Genomic DNA, 20,303 nt, shown 5'->3' with positions numbered 1-20,303 from the left:
ATGACGCTGACCTGCCCTCAGGGGCACTCCTCTGGCGACGACGAGTACTGCGACGTCTGCGGCACCCCCATGCCCCAGCCCCTCGCCACCTCCGGCCCCTCCCCCGGGCCCGAAGGATCGACCGACTCCCCGGGCTCCCAGAGCTCCCCGGGCTCCTCGGGGATGCCCGCCCCCTCCGGCGCGGCCGGCTCCTCCGGAACGTCGGGCTCGGGCGGGGCGGGTTCCTCCGGCTCCTCCGCGGACCCCGACGCCGCCGACGACGTCTGCCCGATCTGCCAGACCCCCCGATCCGGACGGTTCTGCGAGGTCGACGGGCACGACTTCGAGGCCCCTCCGCTCGACCCCGTCGCCCCGGCCCTGTGGGAAGCCGTGGTCGAGGCCGATCGCGCCTACTACGACGAGGTCATCGCCCAGGACGGGCCGGACGCCGGCGCCGTGGTCTTCCCTCCCTACTGCCCCGAGCGCTCCTTCCCGCTGGTCGGACGGCAGGTGCGCATCGGCAGGAGCAGCAGGTCCCGCAACTCCTACGCCGAGATCGACCTGGGCGGACCGCCCGCCGACCCGGGGATCTCGCACCTGCACGCCGTCCTCATGGCGCAGCGGGACGGCACGTGGTCGCTCGTCGACCCGGGCTCGGCCAACGGGACCATGCTCAACGGCAAGCCCCTCCAGGTGAACGTCCCCGTGCAGGTCCGTGGCGGCGACCGCATCCACCTCGGCGCGTGGACGGTCATCACGCTGCGCGAGAGCGCGCCATGATGTTCCTCGCCCGCCGTACGGTGCCGGGACGGATCAAGGTGATCTCCTCGGTCACCGTCGCCGCCCTCGGCCTGCTCTTCGCCACCCTCGCGTACGGCACCGCAGCCGCCCGCGAGGGCCTGCGGGTGATCGGACACGACGCGGGACCCCAGGTGGTGGCGACGGCGGGGCTGTATCTCGGCCTGAGCGACATGGACGCCCAGGTCGCCACCGCCCTGCTGCTCGGCGACCGGCGGCAGGACGCGCTGGCCCGCTACGAGAAGCGACGCGCCGAGGTGGGGAGCGCGCTCCTGCAAGCCCACACCCTGGCGGGCTCCGACGCCGCCGAGCGCCGCACGATCTCCTCCGTGCTGGAAGGGCTCGGCCGCTACGAACGCCTGGCCTCCGAAGCCCTGCTGCTCAGCGCCCTGCCCACCGCCGGCTCCCCTGGCCCCGCCTCCCCTTCAGGTGGGGTGGTCCCGGCATCCACCACGCCGATGACGATCGCGCCGGACGACAGGGCGCTGGCGTCCTATCGCCAGGCGACGGATCTCATGACCCGCGAACTGCTCCCCCAGGCCTACAACCTCACGCTGGAGAGCGGGACCATCGTCAGGCACGCCTACGAGGAGGGCCACTCCACGGTCGTCGCCGTACGGCTGGTCGCCCTGCTCTGCGGCGCGCTGGCGCTCGGCTGCCTGATCTGGTTGCAGATCTACCTGGCCCGCAGCTTCCGCAGGGTCTTCGGTCTGGCGCTCCTGGGCGCGAGCGTCGCCACCGCGGCGTGCGGCATCGCGGGAGCGGTCATCATGGAACGCGAGGCGGCGTCCCTCGCCACCGCCAAGCGCGACGGCTTCGACTCGGTGCTCACCCTGGCCAGGGCGCGGGCGATCAGCAACAGCCTGCACGCCGACCAGAGCCGCTACCTGCTCGACCCCGTGCGCGCCGACACCTACCAGCACACCTTCTTCGACAAGTCGCAGTCACTGGTCTATCTGCCCGCCAAGAACCTGTCCGACTACCAGCGCGCCGTCGCCTCTCTCAAGAACGACCGCTTCCTCGGCATGCTGGAGGGAAGGGACGTCGCGGCCGCCTGGCGGCGCTTCCAGGAGGCCGACCGTTCGCTGCGCGCCACGTCCGGCGCGTCGGCGACGTCCGCTCTGACCGGTCCCGTGCGTTCGGCCTTCGACGCCTACGACGCGACCCTCGTGAGGCTGGCCGAGCAGCACCAGGCCGCGTTCGCGAGGGCGATCGCGGCCGGCGAGGGCGGGCTGAGCGGCCTGTGGACGCTGATCCCCGCGGGGCTCGTCGTCATCACGGGCGGTGTGCTGGCCGGTGTGTGGCCCAGGCTGAAGGAGTACCGATGACGGGGCACGCTCTCACGAACAGGCGGGTCGCCAGAGTCTCCGGGAGAGGTCCGGCCTCCTCGCCGAAGGCGCCTCGCCAGGACCTCCAGGAGACGGTCCGGCGTTCTCGCGACGTCGCAAGGCGACGGGCTCGCTCGACCAGGAAGGAGTGCCCGTGACAGGCATGCGGAGCGACCGGTTCGCCGCGCCGTTCGTGATGGGGCTGGTGGCCTGCCTGATCGCTCTCCTGGCGACAGGCGGGTGCGGCGCGGGCGCGGCTTCCTCGATCGTCGGAAAGGAGACGCTGGTCATCGGCGTCAGGCCGGACCTGCCCGCCCTCGGTCTTCGCACGGGGGACGGCAGGTTCGAGGGCTTCGACGTGGACGTGGCCACCTACGTGGCGGGCAAGCTCGGCGCCACGGCCAGGTTCGTCCCCGCGCTGGCGGCCGACAGGGAGAAGCTGCTGCTGTCGGGGCAGGCCGACCTCGTGCTCGCCACCTTCTCCATCACCCAGGAGCGCAAGACCAGAGTGGCCTTCGCGGGCCCCTACCACCTGTCGTACCAGGACATCCTGGTGCGGGAGGGCACCTCGGGCATCGCGAACGTGCGCGATCTCAAGGGGCGGCGCATCTGCGAGGTGCAGGGGTCGAACGCCGCCCAGCGCGTGGTCGACGAGCGGCGGATCGACGCGTCGGTGGTGCCGGTGGCGACCTACGACGAGTGCATGTCGATGCTGAAGTCGGGCCGGATCGACGCGATCACCACCAACGACGTGATCCTCGCCGGGTTGGCCGCGCGTGAGCGTGGCGGCGTGCGCCTGGTGAACACCCAGTTCAACGAGCAGCGCACGGGGGTGGGCATGCGGCGCGGCGACGTGGAGGGGTGCGAGCGGGTCAACAGAGCGATCACCGACATGTACCAGGACGGCACGGCGGCCAGACTGCTCGCCAAGTGGTTCGGCAGGTCGGGCCTGACGCTCGGCAAGGTCACGGTGCCCCAGTTCGAGGGCTGCTCCTAGCTTCGAGTGCCGCTCCTTCGAGTGCCGCTCCTTCGAGGGCTGCTCCTGACTTCGAGGGCCGCTCCTGGCTTCGAGTGCCGCTCCTGGCTTCGAGGGCTGCTCCTAGCGGCGCGTGGCCGAGAGGTAGATCCGCCGCGTGGGGATCTCGTCGTCGTAGGCGCCACGGGTGGTGAGGTCGTCGACTTGGAACCCGGCCGCCTCGGCGGCCTGGCGAAGGTCGTGTTCGGTGAATTCCGCCCAGTAGACCCGGAGGTCGCTGCCCAGGGGATCGTCGATGACCCCGTCGCCGGTGCCCTCCTTCGCCACGACCAGGAGCTGACCTCCCGGACGGATCACCGCTGCCCACGAGGCGAGGGTGCCGGCCAGTCCCCTCTTCGGCTGGTCGTGGAGCGAGTAGTACGAGACCAGCCCGTCGAGCAGGTCGCCAGGCGTGCGCGGCCTGATGTCCCGCTGGTCCATCACCTCGAACCGGCACCCGGGCTGCTCACGTCCGGCCAGCTCGACACAGCGAGGAGACAGGTCGATCCCCAGGACGTCGAGACCGCGCTCCGCGAGCATCGCCGTCACGTGACCGCAGGGTCCGCAGCCGGCGTCGCAGACTCTGCCCCCGTCGCCGACCCGCCCGGCGAACTCGGCGAGGACCTCCTGGTCGAACGGCTTGCCGTCCAACTCGTGGCGGAAGAGCTCCAGGTAGCGATCGGCACGCGCGTCCCACACACGGACGACGTCGAGAGCGCTGCCGGGTTCGGGGGAGGGCAAGAGCGCGGGGGTCATTTTCGACATCGTAGTGCCGACGATCGTCTGCCTCTGATCCACGGACTCCCGTCCGGGGGAGCGCCTCCGGGCCGTACGGGCCCGCCGGTCTCGAGGATCCGCGGCGGCGCTGAGAGGGCGGGGGGGACAGGCCCCCTGACGACATCAGGGGGCCTGTCCCCGGTCAGTCCAGGTAGTCGCGCAGCATCTGCGCGCGGGTCGGGTGACGCAGCTTGGCGAGCGTCTTCGACTCGATCTGCCTGATCCGCTCCCTCGTCACCCCGAACTCCCTGCCGACCTCCTCCAGCGTGCGCGGGTGCCCGTCGGCCAGGCCGAAGCGCAGCTGGATGATGCGCTGCTCCCGTTCCGACAGCGTGGCGAGGATGTCGTCGAGCTGGTCCTGCAGCATGATGAACGCGGCCGCCTCCATGGGCACCACCGCGTCCGCGTCCTCGATGAAGTCACCGAGGTCGGAGTCCTCCTCGCCGATGGGCGACTGCAGGGACACCGGCTCCTGGGCGATCCGCTGGATCTCCACCACGCGGTCGACCGGGAGGTCCATCTCGAGCGCGATCTCCTCGGGCGCGGGCTCACGGCCCAGGTCCTGGTGGAGCTGGCGCTGCACCCGGACCAGTTTGTTGATCGTTTCGACCATGTGCACGGGAATGCGAATCGTGCGCGCCTGGTCGGCAATGGCACGAGTGATCGCCTGGCGAATCCACCACGTGGCATAGGTGGAGAACTTGTAACCCTTGGTGTAGTCGAATTTCTCAACCGCGCGGATGAGACCGAGATTGCCCTCCTGGATCAGGTCGAGGAACAGCATGCCGCGCCCGACATACCGTTTCGCTATCGAGACCACCAGCCGGAGGTTGGCCTCGATCAGGCGCTGCTTGGCCCTGGTGCCCTGCCAGACCAGCTCCCTGAACTCGGGGAAGGCGAGCCTGGACACCCCTGCGGCCAGCTTGTCCTCGGCGAACAGCCCTGCCTCGATGGACTTGGCGAGTTCGACCTCCTCCTCTGCCGTGAGCAGCGGTACCCGGCCGATCTCGCGTAGATAGATGCGGACCAGATCGCTGGTCGGCGCACGTTTGCCTACGTCCTCCTCATCGGGGCGGGCGGGCTCCTCGTCGCCCTGCGGCTCGAGAACCTCCACCCCGTTCTCGGCGAGCATCCGCACAACGCGCTCCAGCGCGTCGGACGGCAGCTCGGAGCGGTCAAGCGCGGCGGCTACGTCATCGACGGTTACGCTTCCGCGCTCTCTTCCTTTCGCGACGAGGTCCGCCACCTGGTCAACGGATGGCGGGCCACTTGGCAGCACCGATGCACCCACGGGACACAGTCTGCAGTATTGCTTCCATAAAATGGCAGACCCATTTTTGTCACTTGAGGTAAGACCTGCATCATTACCAAACCGAGATCTTTTATGTGTTTGGCCGGAGTTTGATCAGGAAAGAAAAGTCAATTACGCGATCGAGTTTGTCAGCGACGACGCCGAACGCGCCTTTTCGCTGCGCCTGACTTCCCGTCGCGCGCTCGCGCAGGACCCTGCGCTGCTGCTCGGGTGCCCCTGACTTCCGGCCGCGCTCGCGCAGGACCCTGGGCTGCTCGGGTGCGCCTAACTTCCCGCCGCGCGGTCGCGCAGGACCCTGCGCTGCTGCTCGAGCGCCACCAGCTCACCGAAGAGCTTGTTGTACTCGGCCTGCTCCTCCACCGGGTTGAGCCGCTGCATGCGCGTCTTGACCTGACTGATCGCCCTGTCGACCGAGACCGCCTCGATGGCGGCCAGCATGGCGGCGCCATAGCGCTGCTCGATCTCGGCGTCGGCCTGGATCGGCTCCACGGCGAACCTGGTGATCAGCCCGCGCGCCACCTCGTCGGGGGCGTGCTCGATGAGCCTGTCGACCCACTGCCTGCCGCCGTGGCCACCGGCGGAGGTGCCGCCCGCCGCCGCGATGACGGTGTGGACGGTGACGTGGTCGGGGGTGGTGAAGGCCCTGCTCTCCAGCGCGTCGAAGCGGGGGCCCAGCAGGGTGGGACGCTGCACGGCCAGCTTGAGCAGCTCGCCCTCCACCCTGACGTGGGGGTCGATCGGCGCCGCCTTGGGCGCGCGCCGAGGACGGCCCGCCTGTGCGCCCCCCACCTCGGCGATGCGCTGGATGACGAACCGCTCGTCCATGAAGCCGAGCCAGCGGTCGAGGTCGATCGCGTAGCGCTTGCGCAGGCCTGAGTCCTTGATGCCGGCCACGATCGGCGCCGCCGCGTCGAGCGCGGCGATCTTGCCCTCGTTGGTGCGCAGGTCGTAACGGGAGATCGTGCTGCGGATGGCGAACTGGAACAGCGGCTCGCGGCTGGCCACCAGGTCGCGCACCGCCGCGTCACCCTGCTTGACGCGCAGGTCGCACGGGTCGAGCCCGTCGGCCTGGACGGCGACGTAGGTCTGCGTGACGAACTTCTGCTCGTCGGCGAAGGCCCGCAGCGCCGCCTTCTGGCCCGCCGCGTCGCCGTCGAAGGTGAAGATCACCTCGCCGGTCGTCGAGGACTGGTCGAGCAGGAAGCGGCGGAGCATCTTGATGTGCTCCTCGCCGAAGGAGGTGCCGCAGGTCGCCACCGCCGTCGGCACGCCCGCCAGGTGGCAGGCCATGACGTCGGTGTAGCCCTCGACGATCACGGCCTGGGAGCGCTTGGAGATCTCGCGCTTGGCCAGGTCGATGCCGTAGAGGACCTGCGACTTCTTGTAGAGCGGAGATTCGGGGGTGTTGAGGTATTTCGGGCCCTCGTCGGTGTCGAGAAGCTTGCGCGCGCCGAACCCGATGACATCGCCCGTCGCGTCGCGGATCGGCCACATCAGCCGCCCGCGGAAGCGGTCCATGGGGCCGCGCCTGCCCTCCTTGGCCAGGCCGCCCTTGACGATCTCCTGCGCGGTGAAGCCCTTGCCGAGCAGGTGGCGGGTCAGCGCCTCCCACTCGTTGGGCGCGTAGCCCACGCCGAACAGCTCGGCGTCGGCCCGCTCGAAGCCGCGCTCGGACAGGAACCTGCGGCCGGGGGCCGCCTCGGGGGCGAACAGCCGCTCGACGTAGAACTCGGCCGCCACCCTGTGCGCCTCGAGCAGCCTGGCCCGCTCGCCCTGGTCGCGCTTGGGGACGTAGCCGCCCTGCTCGTACTGCAGCTGGATGCCGGCCCGCTGGGCCAGCCGCTCGACGGACTCGTGGAAGGACAGGTGCTCGATCTTCTCGACGAAGGTGATGACGTCGCCGCCCTCGCCGCAGCCGAAGCAGAAGTACATCCCGCGCTCGGGCGTGACGTTGAACGACGGGCTCTTCTCGTCGTGGAAGGGGCACAGGCCCTTGAGGTTGCCGCCGCCGGCGTTGCGCAGCTGGATGTGCTCGCCGATGACATCGGCGATCGGGGAGCGCTCACGCACGAGAGCGATGTCGACGTCACGGATCCTGCCTGCCACGCCGCGAGTCTAACGGCGCGCCCCGACAGTTTCCGCCCGCCGCCTGCCGCGGGAGGCCGTCCCCTCCCTCCCGTACGGCAGGCCCTGCCACGCGCCTCCGCCCGGCACGCGGGCCCGCCCGTCCAGGGGACGCTCCCCGTGCGCGCGCGGCGGGCGCGGCGACGGCGCCCGTGGCGAGGAGAAGCACCGACGGATAACGGCAAAGCGGTCGTGACCACCGTCCCGGTCGGTTACAAAGGTAAAGGTTGTCGTTGGATACGCTGACACAGGTGGAGATCATGCGATCGGGGCGTCTTAGTGCAGTCGTGGTGGGCGCCGTCCTGTTGGCCGGAGGATGCGGGCAGGCCACCGGTGTGGCGGGCGTCAGCATGAGGGCCCCCGCCATGGCGGCCGACCCCAGCGCCGGCCCCACCGGCGACCCCAGCGCCGCTCCGAGCGGCACCCCGGCGGGCACCGCGAGCACGCCGGGCACCGAGCACCAGTCGGGCGTCCAGCGGCCGGCCGCCGCCGATCCCGTCAAGGTGCCGCCGCCGAAGGTGTCCAAGTACGACTACGCCTTCCCCGTGAAGGGCTGCAAGACGAACTACCAGCGCAAGCTGCTCATCATCCCGAAGACGACCATCTGGGCCGCCAGGGGCTGCTCGTTCGTCGCCCCCGTCGACGGGGTGATCGACGAGGTGAACATCAACAACCGCTGGAAGCCCTCCACCGACGTGGGCTCCGACCGCGAGGGCCGGTTCGTCTCGATCATCGGCGAGGACGGCGTCCGCTACCTCGGCGGCCACCTCGACTCGGTCACCGAGGGCCTCACACCGGGCGCGAAGGTGAAGGCGGGGCAGGAGCTCGGCAAGGTGGGCAACACGGGCAACGCCCGTGACACCGCCCCGAACCTCTACTTCGCGATCTCGTGGAAGACCGGCCCCGCCTACTGGTGGGTACGGCGCGGCATGGTCGAGCCGTGGGACTACCTCGACGCGTGGCTGAAGGGCAACCCCACGCTCTCCCCCAAGGAGGAGACGTTCAAGCTGCGCCGCAAGCTCGGCGAGACGCCCGCCTGCACCACGCTGTGCTCCTCCAGGTCCGCCTCCTCTCCTCCTCAGGAGGAGGACAAGGAGAAGGAGCGCAAGAAGAAGCCGAGCACTCCCACGCAGACGCCGACCCCGCCGCCGCTCAACGACACGGGCACGCTGTAGGAGGGCGCTCAGTCCTGCGGGGGCAGCGGCCCGCCTGAGCGGATGAGCCGCTGGATGTCGTCGACGACGTCCCAGACGTTGACGTTCATCCCGGCGATCACCCTGCCCTCGCGCAGCCAGTAGGCGATGAACTCCAGCTCCTCGCCCCTGGTGACGACCTGGTCGTAACCCCTGGTGTCGCCGCTGAACTCCATGCCGAGGTCGAACTGGTCGGTGTAGAAGTACGGCACGCGGTCGTAGACCACCTCCTGCCCGAGCATCGACCTGGCCGCCGCGGGGCCGCCGTTGAGCGCGTTGGCCCAGTGCTCGACGCGCAGCCGCCTGCCGTAGAGGGGGTGGTAGGACTCCGCTACGTCTCCCGCGGCGTAGACGTCGGGGTGGGAGGTGCGCAGCGCGGCGTCGGTGAGGATGCCGTCGCCCACCTCGAGCCCCGCCTCTCGGGCCAGGTTCACGTTGGGGGCGGCGCCGACGCCGGCGACGACCAGGTCGGCGGGCAGCCGCTCGCCCGTGCCGAGCCGTACGCCGTCCGCTTCTACCTCCGCGGCGGAGACACCGAGCCGCAGGTCCACGCCGTGGCGGCGGTGGACGTTCGCGAAGACCTCGCCGAGCTCGGGGCCGAGCACCCTGTGCAGCGGGGTGGGCGCGGGCTCGACGACGGTGACCTCGCAGCCCGCCTCCCGCGCCGCCGCGGCGCTCTCCAGCCCGATCCAGCCCGCCCCGATGATCACCACTCTGCCGCCCGCGGCGAAACCCGCCTTGAGCGCCTCGCTGTCGGCCACGGTCCGCAGCGTGTACGCCTGACCCGGCAGGGTGCGGGGGCTGGCGCCGGTGGTGATGAGGAGCTTGTCGTACGACATGCGTGAGCCGTCGTCGAGCGCCACCTCGTGCGCGTCCAGCGCGATGCCGGTGACGGTGACCCCGAGCCGCAGGTCGATCTCCTGGTCGGCGTACCAGTAGGGCGGATGGACGAAGATCTTCTCCCGCTCGCTCCTGCCCTGCAGGTAGCCCTTGGAGAGCGGGGGCCGCTCGTAGGGCCGCTCCTCCTCGGCGCCGATGAGCACGACCTCGCCGTCGAAGCCCTCTTCCCGCAGCGTCTGCGCGGCCTTGGCTCCTGCGAGCCCCGCGCCGACGATCACAAAGGTTGCCATGTTCGGAGTATCGTCCCTCGCGGTCGCGGAGGCGGGCCGACTCTCGGAACCACCCGTCAAGGACCCGGAAGGTCAGCGGGACAGGCGGCGGTGCCAGGCGACGGCCGAGGTGTCGGTGAGCGAGGCGATCTGGTCTATCACCACGCGCACCCTGGCGGCATCGTTCTCCGCGCCGGTGAAGGCTGGCCTGAAGGCGGGTTCGAGCGTGTGGGGCGCGCCGAGCGTGATGAGCGAGGCCAGCTCCGAGATCAGCTCGCGCTGCCTGGCCTGGTTGGCGTGGTGGTCGTCGGTGGTCATGACGTAGTGCGCGGTGACGCCCTTGAGCAGCGCGCACTCCAGCCGCGTCGCCCGTGGCACGACGAGGTCGGCGTGATGGCGGTAGCCGAAGGCCTCCTTGGTCGCGGCCTCGGCCGACCGGCAGAAGCGGCCGATGAGGCCGCTGGTCAGGGCCTTGAGCCCGGCCAGGTCGGCGAGCGTGGCCTCGAAGCGGCGGGGCCAGAGCGGGAAGTCCAGCAGCCGGTCGAAGGCCTGCTCGAGCTCGGCGCAGGTGGCGTCGGGAACGTACCAGGTGCGGGTCAGCTCGCAGACGGCCTCGCGCTCGGTCGGCGAGTGCAGCGCGTCAGGGGTGACGTGGCCCGAGTGGAGCGCGTCCTCCAGGTCGTGGACGGAGTAGGCGACGTCGTCGGCCCAGTCCATGATCTGCGCCTCGAAGCTCACCCGCTTGCTGGGCGCGCCGTCCCTGATCCACTCGAAGACGGGCAGGTCGTCGTCGTAGACGCCGAACTTGCCCGCTCCCGCGCGCGGCCACGGATACTTCACCGAGGCGTCGAGCGAGGCCCTGGTGAGGTTGAGACCCGCGCTGCCGCCCTCATCCGTCAGCACCTTGGCCTCGAGTCTGGTCAGCAGCCGCAGGCTCTGCGCGTTGCCCTCGAAGCCGCCGCACGAGGCGGCCAGCTCGTCGAGCGCGCTCTCGCCGTTGTGGCCGAAGGGCGGGTGGCCGAGGTCGTGGGCCAGGCAGGCGGTCTCGACCAGGTCGGGGTCGACGCCTAGCGTGGCGCCCATCTCCCTGCCGACCTGGGCGCACTCCAGGGAGTGGGTGAGCCTGGTGCGCGGGATGTGCTGGCCGACCCCGAGGGTCTCCGCGGGCCCCACCACCTGGGTCTTGGCCGCCAGCCTGCGCAGGGCGGAGCTGTGGAGCACCCTGGCCCTGTCGCGCTCGAACGCGCCCCTGTCGGGGTTGCCGAGCGGCTCGGGAACCCATCGTTCCTGGTCATGGTCGCTGTATTGGCCCATAAGTGCTGTGAGTGTACCCATCCGCACCGAAGGCTCACTGCAGCTGGCTGTAGCACCGTCTCGGCAGGTGGCCGGATTCTGCTTTCCTGATCCTTTTTCTAGCGTCATGGTCATGAGATCTCGGATGAAGAGGCGGCACTCGTGAGCGACGTCGTCACCCTTGAGCGGGTCACCAGGTCGTACGGGAGCGTCACCGCGCTCGACGACGTCTCGCTCGGCTTTCCCCGTGGCAGGTTCGTGGCCGTGATGGGCCCTTCGGGCTCGGGCAAGAGCACGCTGCTGCAGTGCGCCGCCGCGCTGGACACCCCGACGTCCGGCACGGTCAGGATCGGCGGCGTGACCGTCAGCGGGCTGAACGAGACCAGGCGCACGGAGGTGCGCAGGAAGCATGTCGGCTTCGTCTTCCAGTCCTACAACCTGCTGCCCTCCATCACCGTCGAGGAGAACCTCACCCTGCCGCTGCGGCTGGCGGGCGTGCGCCCCGACAGGGCGTGGCTGTCGGAGCTGGTCGAGAGGGTGGGGCTCGGAGGGCGGCTGCGCCACAGGCCCGCCGAGCTGTCCGGCGGGCAGCAGCAGCGCGCCGCGCTCGTCCGCGCGCTGGCAGCCAGGCCCGACGTCGTCTTCGCCGACGAGCCCACGGGGGCGCTCGACCTGCGCAGCGCGGCGGAGGTGCTGGGGCTGCTGCGCGAACTGGTCGACGAGCTGGGCCAGACGGTGATCATGGTGACCCACGATCCCGCCGCCGCGGCGCGGGCCCACGAGACGCTGGTGATGGCCGACGGCAGGGTGGTGGATCTGCTGTCCGCGCCCGCCCCCGAGGAGCTGGCGGTACGGCTGACGCGCCTGAACGGAGCGCTGACGTGATCAGGACGGCGCTGGCCATGTCGGGCCTCGGCGGCCTCGTCGTGGCCTTCTTCGCGGTCTTCGGCGGGATGGCGCTGGTGACGGGGACCGGCGTGATCGTCGAGTCGGGCCTGCGGTCGCAGGTGAGCTCGACGCGGCTCACCGGGGCCGACGTGGTGGTCTCCGCCCGCCAGCTGGTCCCGAGGAAGGAGGACCTGCCGGTGGCGCTCCCCGAACGCGCCACGCTCCCCTCGTCGGTCGTGGACAGGCTGTCGCGGCTGCCCGGCGTCGAGTCCGCCGTGGGCGACCTGAGCTTCCCCGCCGCCGTCGTCCCAGGGCAGCCGGGCACGTCCGGTGCTGTCGTCCCCGGCACGAGCGGGAGTACCGGCCCCGCCGATCCGGCGGCGGCGGGACACGGGTGGTCGTCGCTGGCGCTTTCGGGCGGCGGGGCGGTCGAGGGCGCCCCGCCGAGGCGGGACGGCGAGCTGGCCATGGCGGGCGCGCGCGTCGGGCAGGAGGTACGGGTGGTCGCGGGCGGCCGTCCTGGCCGCTACCGGGTGACGGCCGTGATCGACGCGCCCGGCCTGTACTTCGCCGACTCCACCGCCGCCAAGCTGTCGGGAAGGAGCGGCAGGGTCGATCTCGTGGCGCTCCGCGCCGGGCGGGGCGTCACCGCGCAGGCCGTGGCGGCCGAGGCGGAGCGGCTGCTCGGCGACCGCTACGTGATCTCCACCGGTGGCGCGAGGGGCGACGCCGAACGGCCAGGCAGCGCCGCCGCGCGCGGCATGCTCATCGCGCTGCCCGCCTCGATCGGCGGCATCAGCCTGATCACGGTCGGGTTCGTGATCGGCGGAGGACTGTCGCTCTCGGTCAACAGGCAGCGCCGCGACCTCGCGCTGCTGCGCGCGGCGGGCGCCACGCCCCGCCAGGTCAGGCGGCTGGTCGCGGTCCAGGGCTGCGTCGCGGCGCTGGCCGCGCTGCCGCCCGGCGCCGCGCTCGGCTACTACCTGGCCGCCCGCCTCGGCGAGCTGCTGGAGGGCACGGGGGCGCTGCCGCCCGACCTGCCCCTGACATACGGCCCGCTGCCCGCCGTGGCCGCCGCCGTCCTGCTGTTCGGCGTGGTCAGGCTCGCGGCGTGGACCGCCTCCCTGAAGGCGTCGCGGATGCCGCCCGTCTCGGCCGTCGCCGAGTCCAAGGCCGAGCCCCGCGTGCCGTCCAAGGTGCGGACAGGGGGCGGCCTGCTGCTCATGCTGGTCGCGCTGGGGCTGTCGGCCACGCCGCTGCTGGTCCGCGGCGAGATCGCCGGGCTCGGCCCCGCCACCGCCGCCCTGCTCGCGATCGTCGGGCTCGCCCTGGCGGGGCCCATGCTGGTGCAGGCGGCCATGGGGGCGCTGGCGCGGCGGCTGCCGTCCGGGCTGTCGGCGCCCCTGTGGCTGGCGGTCACCAACACCCACGGCTACGCGCTCAGGACGGCGGGCGCCGTCGCCGCTCTCGGCATGATGGTCACGCTCGGGCTCAGCGTCGTGCTGACCCAGACCACGATCAGCCAGGCCAAGGCGGACGAGGTGAACGCGGGTCTGGCCGACGTCGCCTCGGTCTCCGCGCCGGGGCTGGGCGGCGTCCCGCACGGCCTGCTCGACGACGTGCGCGCCCTCCCCGGCGTCGTGGCCGCCGCCCCCGCCTCGACGACCACGGTGCTGACCCGCTCGCTGGCCGTGGGCGACGAGCGCGGCCTGCACGCCAGGACCGCCATGGTCCTGGGGCCCGAGGCCGGGGGCGTCGTCGACCTCGGCGTGGTCGAGGGCAGCATGGGCGAGCTCAAGGGCGACACCGTCGCGCTCGACGCCGGCCTGGGCGAGGTCGGCGAGCGGCTCGACCTCCTCATGGGAGACGGCACGCCGGTGCGGGCGCGCGTGGTCGCGACGTACTCGCGGGCGCTCGGCTTCGGCGCGCTGGTGCTCTCGCGCGACCTGGCCGCTGGACACACGACCACGGGCCTCGACGCGGAGATCCTGGTACGGCCCGCCACGGCCGACCTCTCCTCCCTGGCCAAGACCTGGCCTGGAGCGGAGGTGTCGCAGCGGGCGGCCGCCTCGATCGCGGACGCGGACGCCACGCAGGGACTGGTGAACATCGCGGTGCTCGCCGTGCTGATCGGCTATGTGCTGGTGTCGGTCGCCAACCGGCTGGTGGCCACGACCACGGGCAGGGTCGAGGAACTGCTGGCGCTGCGGCGGCTGGGCGCGACGCCCGGTCAGGTCAGGCGGATGCTGCGCTGGGAGTCGCTGGTCATCGCGCTCGCCGCGTGCGCCGCGGGGCTGGTGCTCGCGGGCGTGCCGCTGGTCATGCTGAGCGTCGGATTCCTCGGCAGGCCGTGGCCGGCGGGCCCGCTGTGGCTGGTGCCCGCGAGCGTGCTCGTGGTCGCCCTGGTGGTGTGGGCCGCGGTCAACCTTCCGGTCAGAAGGCGGCATCTCGCCCTATAAGGTCATCGGCGTGACCACCGCGTTCCGTGCCGTGCTGGCCTTCACCCTCCTTGCCGGCTTCTACGTGCTCGTCGGCCTGATCCTGGCCGCCGCCATCTTCTTCGACGTCCTGCTGTTTGTCGACTTCCACGCCAGGGGCGTCCAGGTCGCGATCGTGCTCACGCTCGCGGCGGGCGCGCTGGTGCGGGCGCTGTGGATGGTCAGCCGCAGGAGCCAGGGCGAGGAGCCCGGGCTGGCGGTCGGCAGGGAGCAGGAGCCCGAGCTGTGGCGGACGGTCGAGGAGCTGGCGCAGCGGGTCAAGACCGCTCCGCCCGACGAGATCAGGCTGGTCGCGGAGGTCAACGCCGCCGTCGCTGAGGACACCCGCTTCCTCGGCCTGTCGTCGTCGAAGCGGCGCATGTACATCGGGCTGCCGCTGCTCCAGACGCTCACGCTGGACGAGGCGCGGGCGGTGCTCGGGCACGAGCTCGGCCACTACTCCGGCGCGCACACCCGCCTCGGCGCGCCGGTCTACCGGGGCAGGGTCGCGCTGATCGCGACCGTGCAGGGGCTCGGCAACCACCCCTTCATCCGGCGGCTTTTCCTCGCCTACACCAAGCTCTACCTGCGCGTCTCCCAGGCGGTGTCGCGACGGCAGGAGCTGGAGGCCGACTCCTTCGCCGTCGCGATCGCCGGGCGGGCGGCGATGTCGAACGCGCTCACCAAGGTCCGCGACACGGCGCGGGCCTGGCAGCTGTTCACCGAGGACTACCTGTCCATGACCGGCATCGCCGGCAACAGGCCCGCCTCGGTCTTCGGCGGGTTCCGCGCCCTGGTCGGCGACCCCGTGCGACAGGCCGAGCTGGCCAGGCTCGCCGAGCAGCCTGAGGAGAGCTCGCCGTACGACTCGCACCCGAGCCTGGGCGAGCGCCTGGCCGCGATCGCGCTGCTGCCCGAGCCTCCGCACGTCCCCGACCCTCGCCCCGCCACCGTGCTGCTGCGCGACGCCTCGGTGGCCGCACACGCCCTCGAGCAGTCCTTCTGGACCCAGGAGGCGCTGGCCATGCGGCCGGTGTCCTGGGAGGACCTGGTGGCGCGCGGGATGTACACGGCGGTGAACGAGGAGGCGCTGCGCGACCTGGCCGTGGCGGGGCAGCGGGTGATGGGGGCCGCACGGCCCTACCTCGACGCCGCCTTCGAGGCGCTGGCGCGCGGTCAGCGGGCCGCGCTGGAGGGCGAGCTGCGCGGCCTCGGCTGGGAGCCCTCGGAGAAGCTGCTCGCGTCGGTGCTGGGCAAGGCGCTGGAGGCGACGCTCATCCAGCACGACCAGGCCCGCTGGGCGCTGTCGTGGTCGGGGCCCGCCAGGCTGCTGTTCGAGGACGGCGAGGAGGTCTTGGTGGCCGACTACGCCGCCCAGGTCGTCGCCGATCCGTCGGGGGTGCAGGGCATGCGCTCGTGGCTGGCGGGCCTGGGCGTGAAGCCCGACTTCGTGCCGGCCTGACAAGCGCCGGACCCCCGAGCGGGCCGGGGGTCCGGGCGCGACGGTCAGCGGGTGTCGGAGGCGCTCTCCTGTAGGGCGGCGCGGGCCGCCTCCAGGCGGGCGACGGGAACCCTGAACGGCGAGCACGACACGTAGTCGAGCCCGGCCTCGTGGCAGAAGTGGACCGAGTCGGGATCGCCGCCGTGCTCGCCGCAGATGCCGAGCTTGAGGTCGGGCCTGGCCTTCCTGCCCTCCTCCGCCGCGATCCTGACCAGGCGGCCGACGCCGTCCCTGTCGAGGGTCTCGAACGGGGAGACGCCGAAGATGCCCAGCTCCAGGTAGCGGGAGAAGAAGGCGGCCTCGACGTCGTCGCGGGAGAAGCCCCACGCCATCTGCGTCAGGTCGTTGGTGCCGAAGGAGAAGAACTGCGCGGCCTCGGCGATCTGTCCCGCCGTGAGCGCGGCCCTGGGTGTCTCGATCATGGTCCCGACGAGCGCGTCGACACCGACCTCGGCCAGGATGCCGGCCGCCTCCTCGCGTACCGCCTCCAGCTCCTGTACGGCGGCGACCAGCGGGATCATGATCTCGGGCCTGGCGCCCCGAACCTCGCGGGCGGCCTCGGCGATGGCCCTGACCTGCATGGCGAACAGGCCGGGGATGACCAGGCCGAGCCTTACTCCCCTGAGGCCGAGCATCGGGTTCTGCTCGTGCAGCCGCTTGACGGCGACCAGCAGGGCGCGCTCCTTGTCCGAGGCGTCGCCCTTGGCCACCTTCACCGACAGCTCCACCAGGTCGGGAAGGAACTCGTGCAGCGGCGGGTCGATGAGCCTGATCGTCACCGGCAGGCCGTCCATGGCCTGGAAGATCTCGATGAAGTCGCTCTTCTGGAGGGGTTCGAGCGCGTCGAGGGCGGACTGCCGCTCCTCCTCGGAGGAGGCGAGCACCAGATCCTCGACCAGCTGGCGGCGATCGCCGAGGAACATGTGCTCGGTACGGCACAGCCCGATGCCCGCCGCCCCGAAGCGCCTGGCGCGCGCGGAGTCCTCGGCGTTGTCGGCGTTGGCCCGCACACCGAGCGTGCGCACCTCGTCGGCGTGCTTCATGATCCGGTCCACCGCGCGGACGAGGTCGTCCTGCGGGGCGGCGCCCTCGAAGTACTCGACCACCGCCGAGTCCATGACCGGCACCTCGCCGAGGAAGACCTCGCCCGTGGAGCCGTCGATGGAGATGACGTCGCCCTCGTTGACGGTGACCCCGCCCGGCGCGGTGAAGCTGCGCGAGGAGGTGGAGACCTCCAGCTCCTCGGCCCCGCAGACGCACGTCTTGCCCATGCCGCGCGCGACCACGGCCGCGTGCGAGGTCTTGCCGCCGCGCGAGGTCAGCACGCCCCTGGCGGCGATCATGCCGGACAGGTCGTCGGGGTTGGTCTCACGCCTGACCAGGATGACGTCCTCGCCCTGCCCCGCCAGCTCGACGGCGCGCTCGGAGGTGAAGACGACCTTGCCCACCGCGGCGCCGGGTGAGGCGTTCATGCCCTTGGTGAGAAGCCTGCGCTCGCCCTCCGAGGAGAAGCGGGGGAACATCAGCTGGGCGAGCTGGTCGCCCGTGATCCTGGTGACCGCCTCGTCGATGCTGATGAGGCCCTGGTCGACGAGCTGGGTGGCGATGCAGAACGCGGCGGCGGCGGTGCGCTTGCCGACCCTGGTCTGCAGCATCCAGAGCTTGCCGCGCTCGATGGTGAACTCGATGTCGCACAGGTCGCGGTAGTGGTTCTCGAGCTTCTCCATGATCTGCAGCAGCTCGTCGTAGGAGCGCTTGTCGATGCGCTCGAGCTCCTGCAGCGGGATGGTGTTGCGGATGCCGGCGACGACGTCCTCGCCCTGGGCGTTCTGCAGGTAGTCGCCGTAGAGGCCCTGACGGCCCGAGCCGGGGTCACGGGTGAAGGCCACGCCCGTGCCCGAGTCCTCGCCGAGGTTGCCGAAGACCATGGCCACGATGTTCACCGCGGTGCCCAGGTCGGCGGGGATGCGCTCCTGGCGGCGGTAGAGGATGGCGCGGGGAGCGTTCCACGAGTCGAAGACGGCCATGACGGCCAGGCGCATCTGGTCGCGCGGGTCGGAGGGGAAGTCCTTGCCCGTCTCCGAGCGGACGATGCCCTTGAAGGTCTCGACCAGCGCCTGCAGCTCCTCCGCCGACAGGTCGGTGTCCTGGCGGGAGCCCTTGAGCGACTCGAGGGCGTGCTCGAACAGGTCGCCGTCGATGCCGAGGACGGTCTTGCCGAACATCTGGATGAGCCTGCGGTAGGAGTCCCAGGCGAAGCGCTCGTTGCCGCCTGCCTGCTTGGCCAGGCCGTGCACGGACTCGTCGTTGAGCCCGATGTTCAGCACCGTCTCCATCATGCCCGGCATCGAGAACTTGGCGCCTGAGCGAACGCTGACCAGCAGCGGGTCGTCGGCCTGACCGAGCTTCTTGCCCATCGCGGACTCCAGCGCCGCCAGGTGCTCGGCGACCTCCGCCTCGAGCCCGTCAGGCACCGCGCCCTCCGCCAGGTAGTGGCGGCACGCCTGAGAGGTGATCGTGAATCCAGGGGGGACGGGCAGTCCGAGATTGGTCATCTCGGCCAGATTGGCGCCCTTACCCCCGAGAAGATCCTTGAGATCCTTGTTGCCCTCGGTGAAGTCGTAAACGTACTTGGCCACCACAACTCCTTTGTGAACGCCTCCGTCCCGGACTCTACCGATAAAGACCGACTTGAAACTGCACCCCTTGGTTAAGTCCACGTTTCACCAGGTCAAGCGGTATTCACCGGTCTAATCCACTGAAATTCAAGTGGTTTATACCAATTGGTGTAAACCAATTTCTTGAACCCTCGCCATATGCGGCGCACAATCGCGCCATGGCCACCCCCACCCGGCGCGAAAGGCTCCTGCCGGGCTCCGCGCGCGCGACGACAGGCACGGCACGTTGTTCACCGTGGTCTGGGCGGCCACGTGGACCGCCCACCCCGTCGTCCTGTACGGCCTGCGCGTCGCCGTCCTCGTGCTTCCGCCCCTCGCCTACGCCGTCACGCCGGCGGTGTGAGGGCCGCTAGCGCAGGCCCGCGCCCTTGAGGAAGTCCGTCAGCGGACCGTTCTCGAGCTTGCCCTTGCGCAGATCCTTGAACAGGTCACGGGTCAGGCCCAGGACCTTGTCCTGAGCCGCTCTCTCGTCACCCGCCCCCGCCGCCCTGGCCGCCTCACGGATCTGCTCGTGCGCCTTGGCGGCGGTCTTCGGGTCGATGCCGCCCTCGGCCTCCTGCAGCAGGACGGCCCTGTCGAACTCACCCAGCCACTTCCGCCAGCCACCGGAGGGCGTGTAGGCCTTGGTCTCGCCGTCGTCGCCGCCTTGGTCGTCCTCAGGCTCGGGCGAGCCCGTCTCCCGCAGCGACTCCACCGGGGTCGGTGAGGGGGTCGGCTCAGGCGCGGGCTGCGTGGCGGGTGTGGAGACGGGCACGCTCGTGGGCGTCGGGGACGGCGTGCCCGAGCGGCCGTTGAGCAGCGTCACGCCCAGAGCCACCGCCGCGATCACCGCCACACCGGCCACCGCCTGCAGGATCAGCCGCCTGTTCTGCCGGCTCGGCTCGGAGGGGGCGGGAGGCTCGGCGGCCCACGCGCCCGTCACCGGCATCGTGGCGCCCCTGCGCGGGTCCGCCGTCGCCGCGGCGTCGGGCGCCGGCATGACGGCCGTGGGATTCGGGGCCGTCGCGGCGGGGAAGGCGAAGGCCGCGAAGGCCTGCCGTACCTGCTCGGCGTTGGCGGGACGGCCTGCGGGCTCCTTGGCGAGCATGGCGACGATGAGCCTGTCCAGCCCCGCGGGCACGTCGGGCCTGATCTGGGCGGGCGGCACGGGCGGCTCGAAGATGTGCTTGCGCATCAGGTCGGCGGCCCCGCCGGAGAAGGGCGGCTGTCCGCACAGCAACTCGTAGGCGACGCAGCCGAGGGCGTAGAGGTCGGAGGCCGCGGTGCCCGCCTCCCCGTTGATCTGCTCGGGGGCGAGGTAGGCGGCGGTGCCGACGACCGTGCCGACCGTCGTGAGGCGGGAGGTCTCGCTGGCCACCTGGGCGATGCCGAAATCGACGATCTTGAGGGTGCCGTCGGCCGTCCTGTGCAGGTTGGCGGGCTTGATGTCGCGGTGGATCACCCCGGCCTTGTGCGCGGCGTCGAGGCCGGAGGCGGCCTGGCTCATCAGGCGGCACACCTCGGCGATGCCGTACCTGTGGCCGTCGGTCAGCTCGTCGGCCAGGCTGCGGCCCGTCAGCAGCTCCATCACCAGGTAGGGGCGGCCGTCCTGCTCACCGGTGTCGAAGACGGTGACCACGTTGGAGTGCACGATCTGCGCCGCGGCCCTCGCCTCGCGGGCGAAGCGCTCGCGGGCGGCGGGCTGTGTCACCTGTGGCGCGAGGATCTTGACGGCCACCGCCCTGCCGGTCCGCGGGTCGTGTCCCCGCCAGACCTCGCCCATACCGCCGCGCCCGATCGGCTCGTCCAGCTGGTAGCGCCCGTCCAGCATTTCCGGCATATATCCCGCCAA

At 71.3% G+C, this 20,303-nt stretch carries 14 protein-coding genes; 7 read left to right on the top strand and 7 right to left on the bottom strand.

What is annotated here, in order from left to right; all coding sequences use genetic code 11:
* The 3 genes from ABFX50_RS07515 to ABFX50_RS07505 all read left to right on the top strand — a co-directional run bounded on the left by ABFX50_RS07515 (position 1) and on the right by ABFX50_RS07505 (position 3,102).
* Positions 1–759: an FHA domain-containing protein gene (locus ABFX50_RS07515; RefSeq protein WP_346144441.1), complete on the top strand. Its 759-nt coding sequence runs from the start codon at positions 1–3 to the stop codon at positions 757–759.
* A complete protein-coding gene (locus tag ABFX50_RS07510) occupies positions 756–2,105 on the top strand; it encodes a hypothetical protein (protein ID WP_346144439.1) in 1,350 nt (449 codons plus the stop codon). The genes ABFX50_RS07515 and ABFX50_RS07510 overlap by 4 nt, the downstream gene beginning before the upstream one ends.
* A 163-nt stretch (positions 2,106–2,268) precedes the next feature.
* Positions 2,269–3,102: a transporter substrate-binding domain-containing protein gene (locus ABFX50_RS07505; protein ID WP_346144909.1), complete on the top strand. Its 834-nt coding sequence runs from the start codon at positions 2,269–2,271 to the stop codon at positions 3,100–3,102.
* A 102-nt stretch (positions 3,103–3,204) separates the two neighbouring features.
* Here the strand turns inward: ABFX50_RS07505 and ABFX50_RS07500 are convergent, their stop codons facing one another.
* The 3 genes from ABFX50_RS07500 to dnaG all read right to left on the bottom strand — a co-directional run bounded on the left by ABFX50_RS07500 (position 3,205) and on the right by dnaG (position 7,315).
* Positions 3,205–3,876 carry a class I SAM-dependent methyltransferase gene (locus tag ABFX50_RS07500; RefSeq protein ID WP_346144438.1) on the bottom strand — a complete coding sequence of 224 codons (672 nt, stop codon included), beginning with the start codon at positions 3,874–3,876 and terminating at the stop codon, positions 3,205–3,207.
* Positions 3,877–4,039: 163 nt separating this feature from the next.
* On the bottom strand, positions 4,040–5,143 hold the full coding sequence (gene rpoD / locus ABFX50_RS07495) for an RNA polymerase sigma factor RpoD (RefSeq protein ID WP_376773264.1): 1,104 nt from the start codon (positions 5,141–5,143) through the stop codon (positions 4,040–4,042).
* A 330-nt stretch (positions 5,144–5,473) separates the two neighbouring features.
* Complete coding sequence (gene dnaG, locus ABFX50_RS07490) at positions 5,474–7,315, bottom strand: DNA primase (protein WP_346144436.1); 1,842 nt, start codon at positions 7,313–7,315, stop codon at positions 5,474–5,476.
* Positions 7,316–7,593: 278 nt separating this feature from the next.
* Between dnaG and ABFX50_RS07485 the strand changes: the two genes are divergently transcribed.
* Positions 7,594–8,508, top strand: a complete 915-nt coding sequence (locus tag ABFX50_RS07485) for a M23 family metallopeptidase (RefSeq protein WP_346144907.1) — start codon at positions 7,594–7,596, stop codon at positions 8,506–8,508.
* 8 nt (positions 8,509–8,516) lie between these two features.
* On the opposite strand, the gene ABFX50_RS07480 is transcribed toward ABFX50_RS07485, so the two are convergent.
* Complete coding sequence (locus tag ABFX50_RS07480) at positions 8,517–9,656, bottom strand: NAD(P)/FAD-dependent oxidoreductase (RefSeq protein ID WP_346144434.1); 1,140 nt, start codon at positions 9,654–9,656, stop codon at positions 8,517–8,519.
* Positions 9,657–9,728: 72 nt separating this feature from the next.
* Positions 9,729–10,949: a deoxyguanosinetriphosphate triphosphohydrolase gene (locus tag ABFX50_RS07475; RefSeq protein ID WP_346144432.1), complete on the bottom strand. Its 1,221-nt coding sequence runs from the start codon at positions 10,947–10,949 to the stop codon at positions 9,729–9,731.
* Positions 10,950–11,090: 141 nt separating this feature from the next.
* Here ABFX50_RS07475 and ABFX50_RS07470 point away from each other — a divergent pair, with 141 nt between their 5' ends.
* Genes ABFX50_RS07470 through ABFX50_RS07460 form a run of 3 tightly spaced genes read left to right on the top strand, consistent with a single transcriptional unit; the run spans position 11,091 to position 15,755 of the window.
* Positions 11,091–11,813: an ABC transporter ATP-binding protein gene (locus ABFX50_RS07470; RefSeq protein WP_346144430.1), complete on the top strand. Its 723-nt coding sequence runs from the start codon at positions 11,091–11,093 to the stop codon at positions 11,811–11,813.
* Complete coding sequence (locus tag ABFX50_RS07465) at positions 11,810–14,275, top strand: ABC transporter permease (RefSeq protein WP_346144428.1); 2,466 nt, start codon at positions 11,810–11,812, stop codon at positions 14,273–14,275. The genes ABFX50_RS07470 and ABFX50_RS07465 overlap by 4 nt, the downstream gene beginning before the upstream one ends.
* Before the next feature lie 10 nt (positions 14,276–14,285).
* Positions 14,286–15,755 (top strand): M48 family metallopeptidase, encoded by a 1,470-nt coding sequence (locus tag ABFX50_RS07460; protein ID WP_346144426.1) that lies wholly within the window; start codon positions 14,286–14,288, stop codon positions 15,753–15,755.
* A gap of 44 nt (positions 15,756–15,799) precedes the next feature.
* Here ABFX50_RS07460 and ppdK read toward each other — a convergent pair whose 3' ends face one another.
* Positions 15,800–18,433: a pyruvate, phosphate dikinase gene (gene ppdK, locus ABFX50_RS07455; RefSeq protein ID WP_346144424.1), complete on the bottom strand. Its 2,634-nt coding sequence runs from the start codon at positions 18,431–18,433 to the stop codon at positions 15,800–15,802.
* A 388-nt stretch (positions 18,434–18,821) separates the two neighbouring features.
* Entirely contained in the window at positions 18,822–20,291 is a 1,470-nt protein-coding gene (locus tag ABFX50_RS07450; RefSeq protein ID WP_346144422.1) for a serine/threonine-protein kinase, read from the bottom strand.
* Positions 20,292–20,303 lie beyond the last annotated feature (12 nt).

The sequence above is a fragment of the Nonomuraea recticatena genome, from assembly GCF_039533245.1.
Lineage (GTDB): Bacteria > Actinomycetota > Actinomycetes > Streptosporangiales > Streptosporangiaceae > Nonomuraea > Nonomuraea roseola.
Note: the sequence above shows the minus strand (reverse complement) of the source record. Positions and strands in the feature narration are given on the sequence as shown.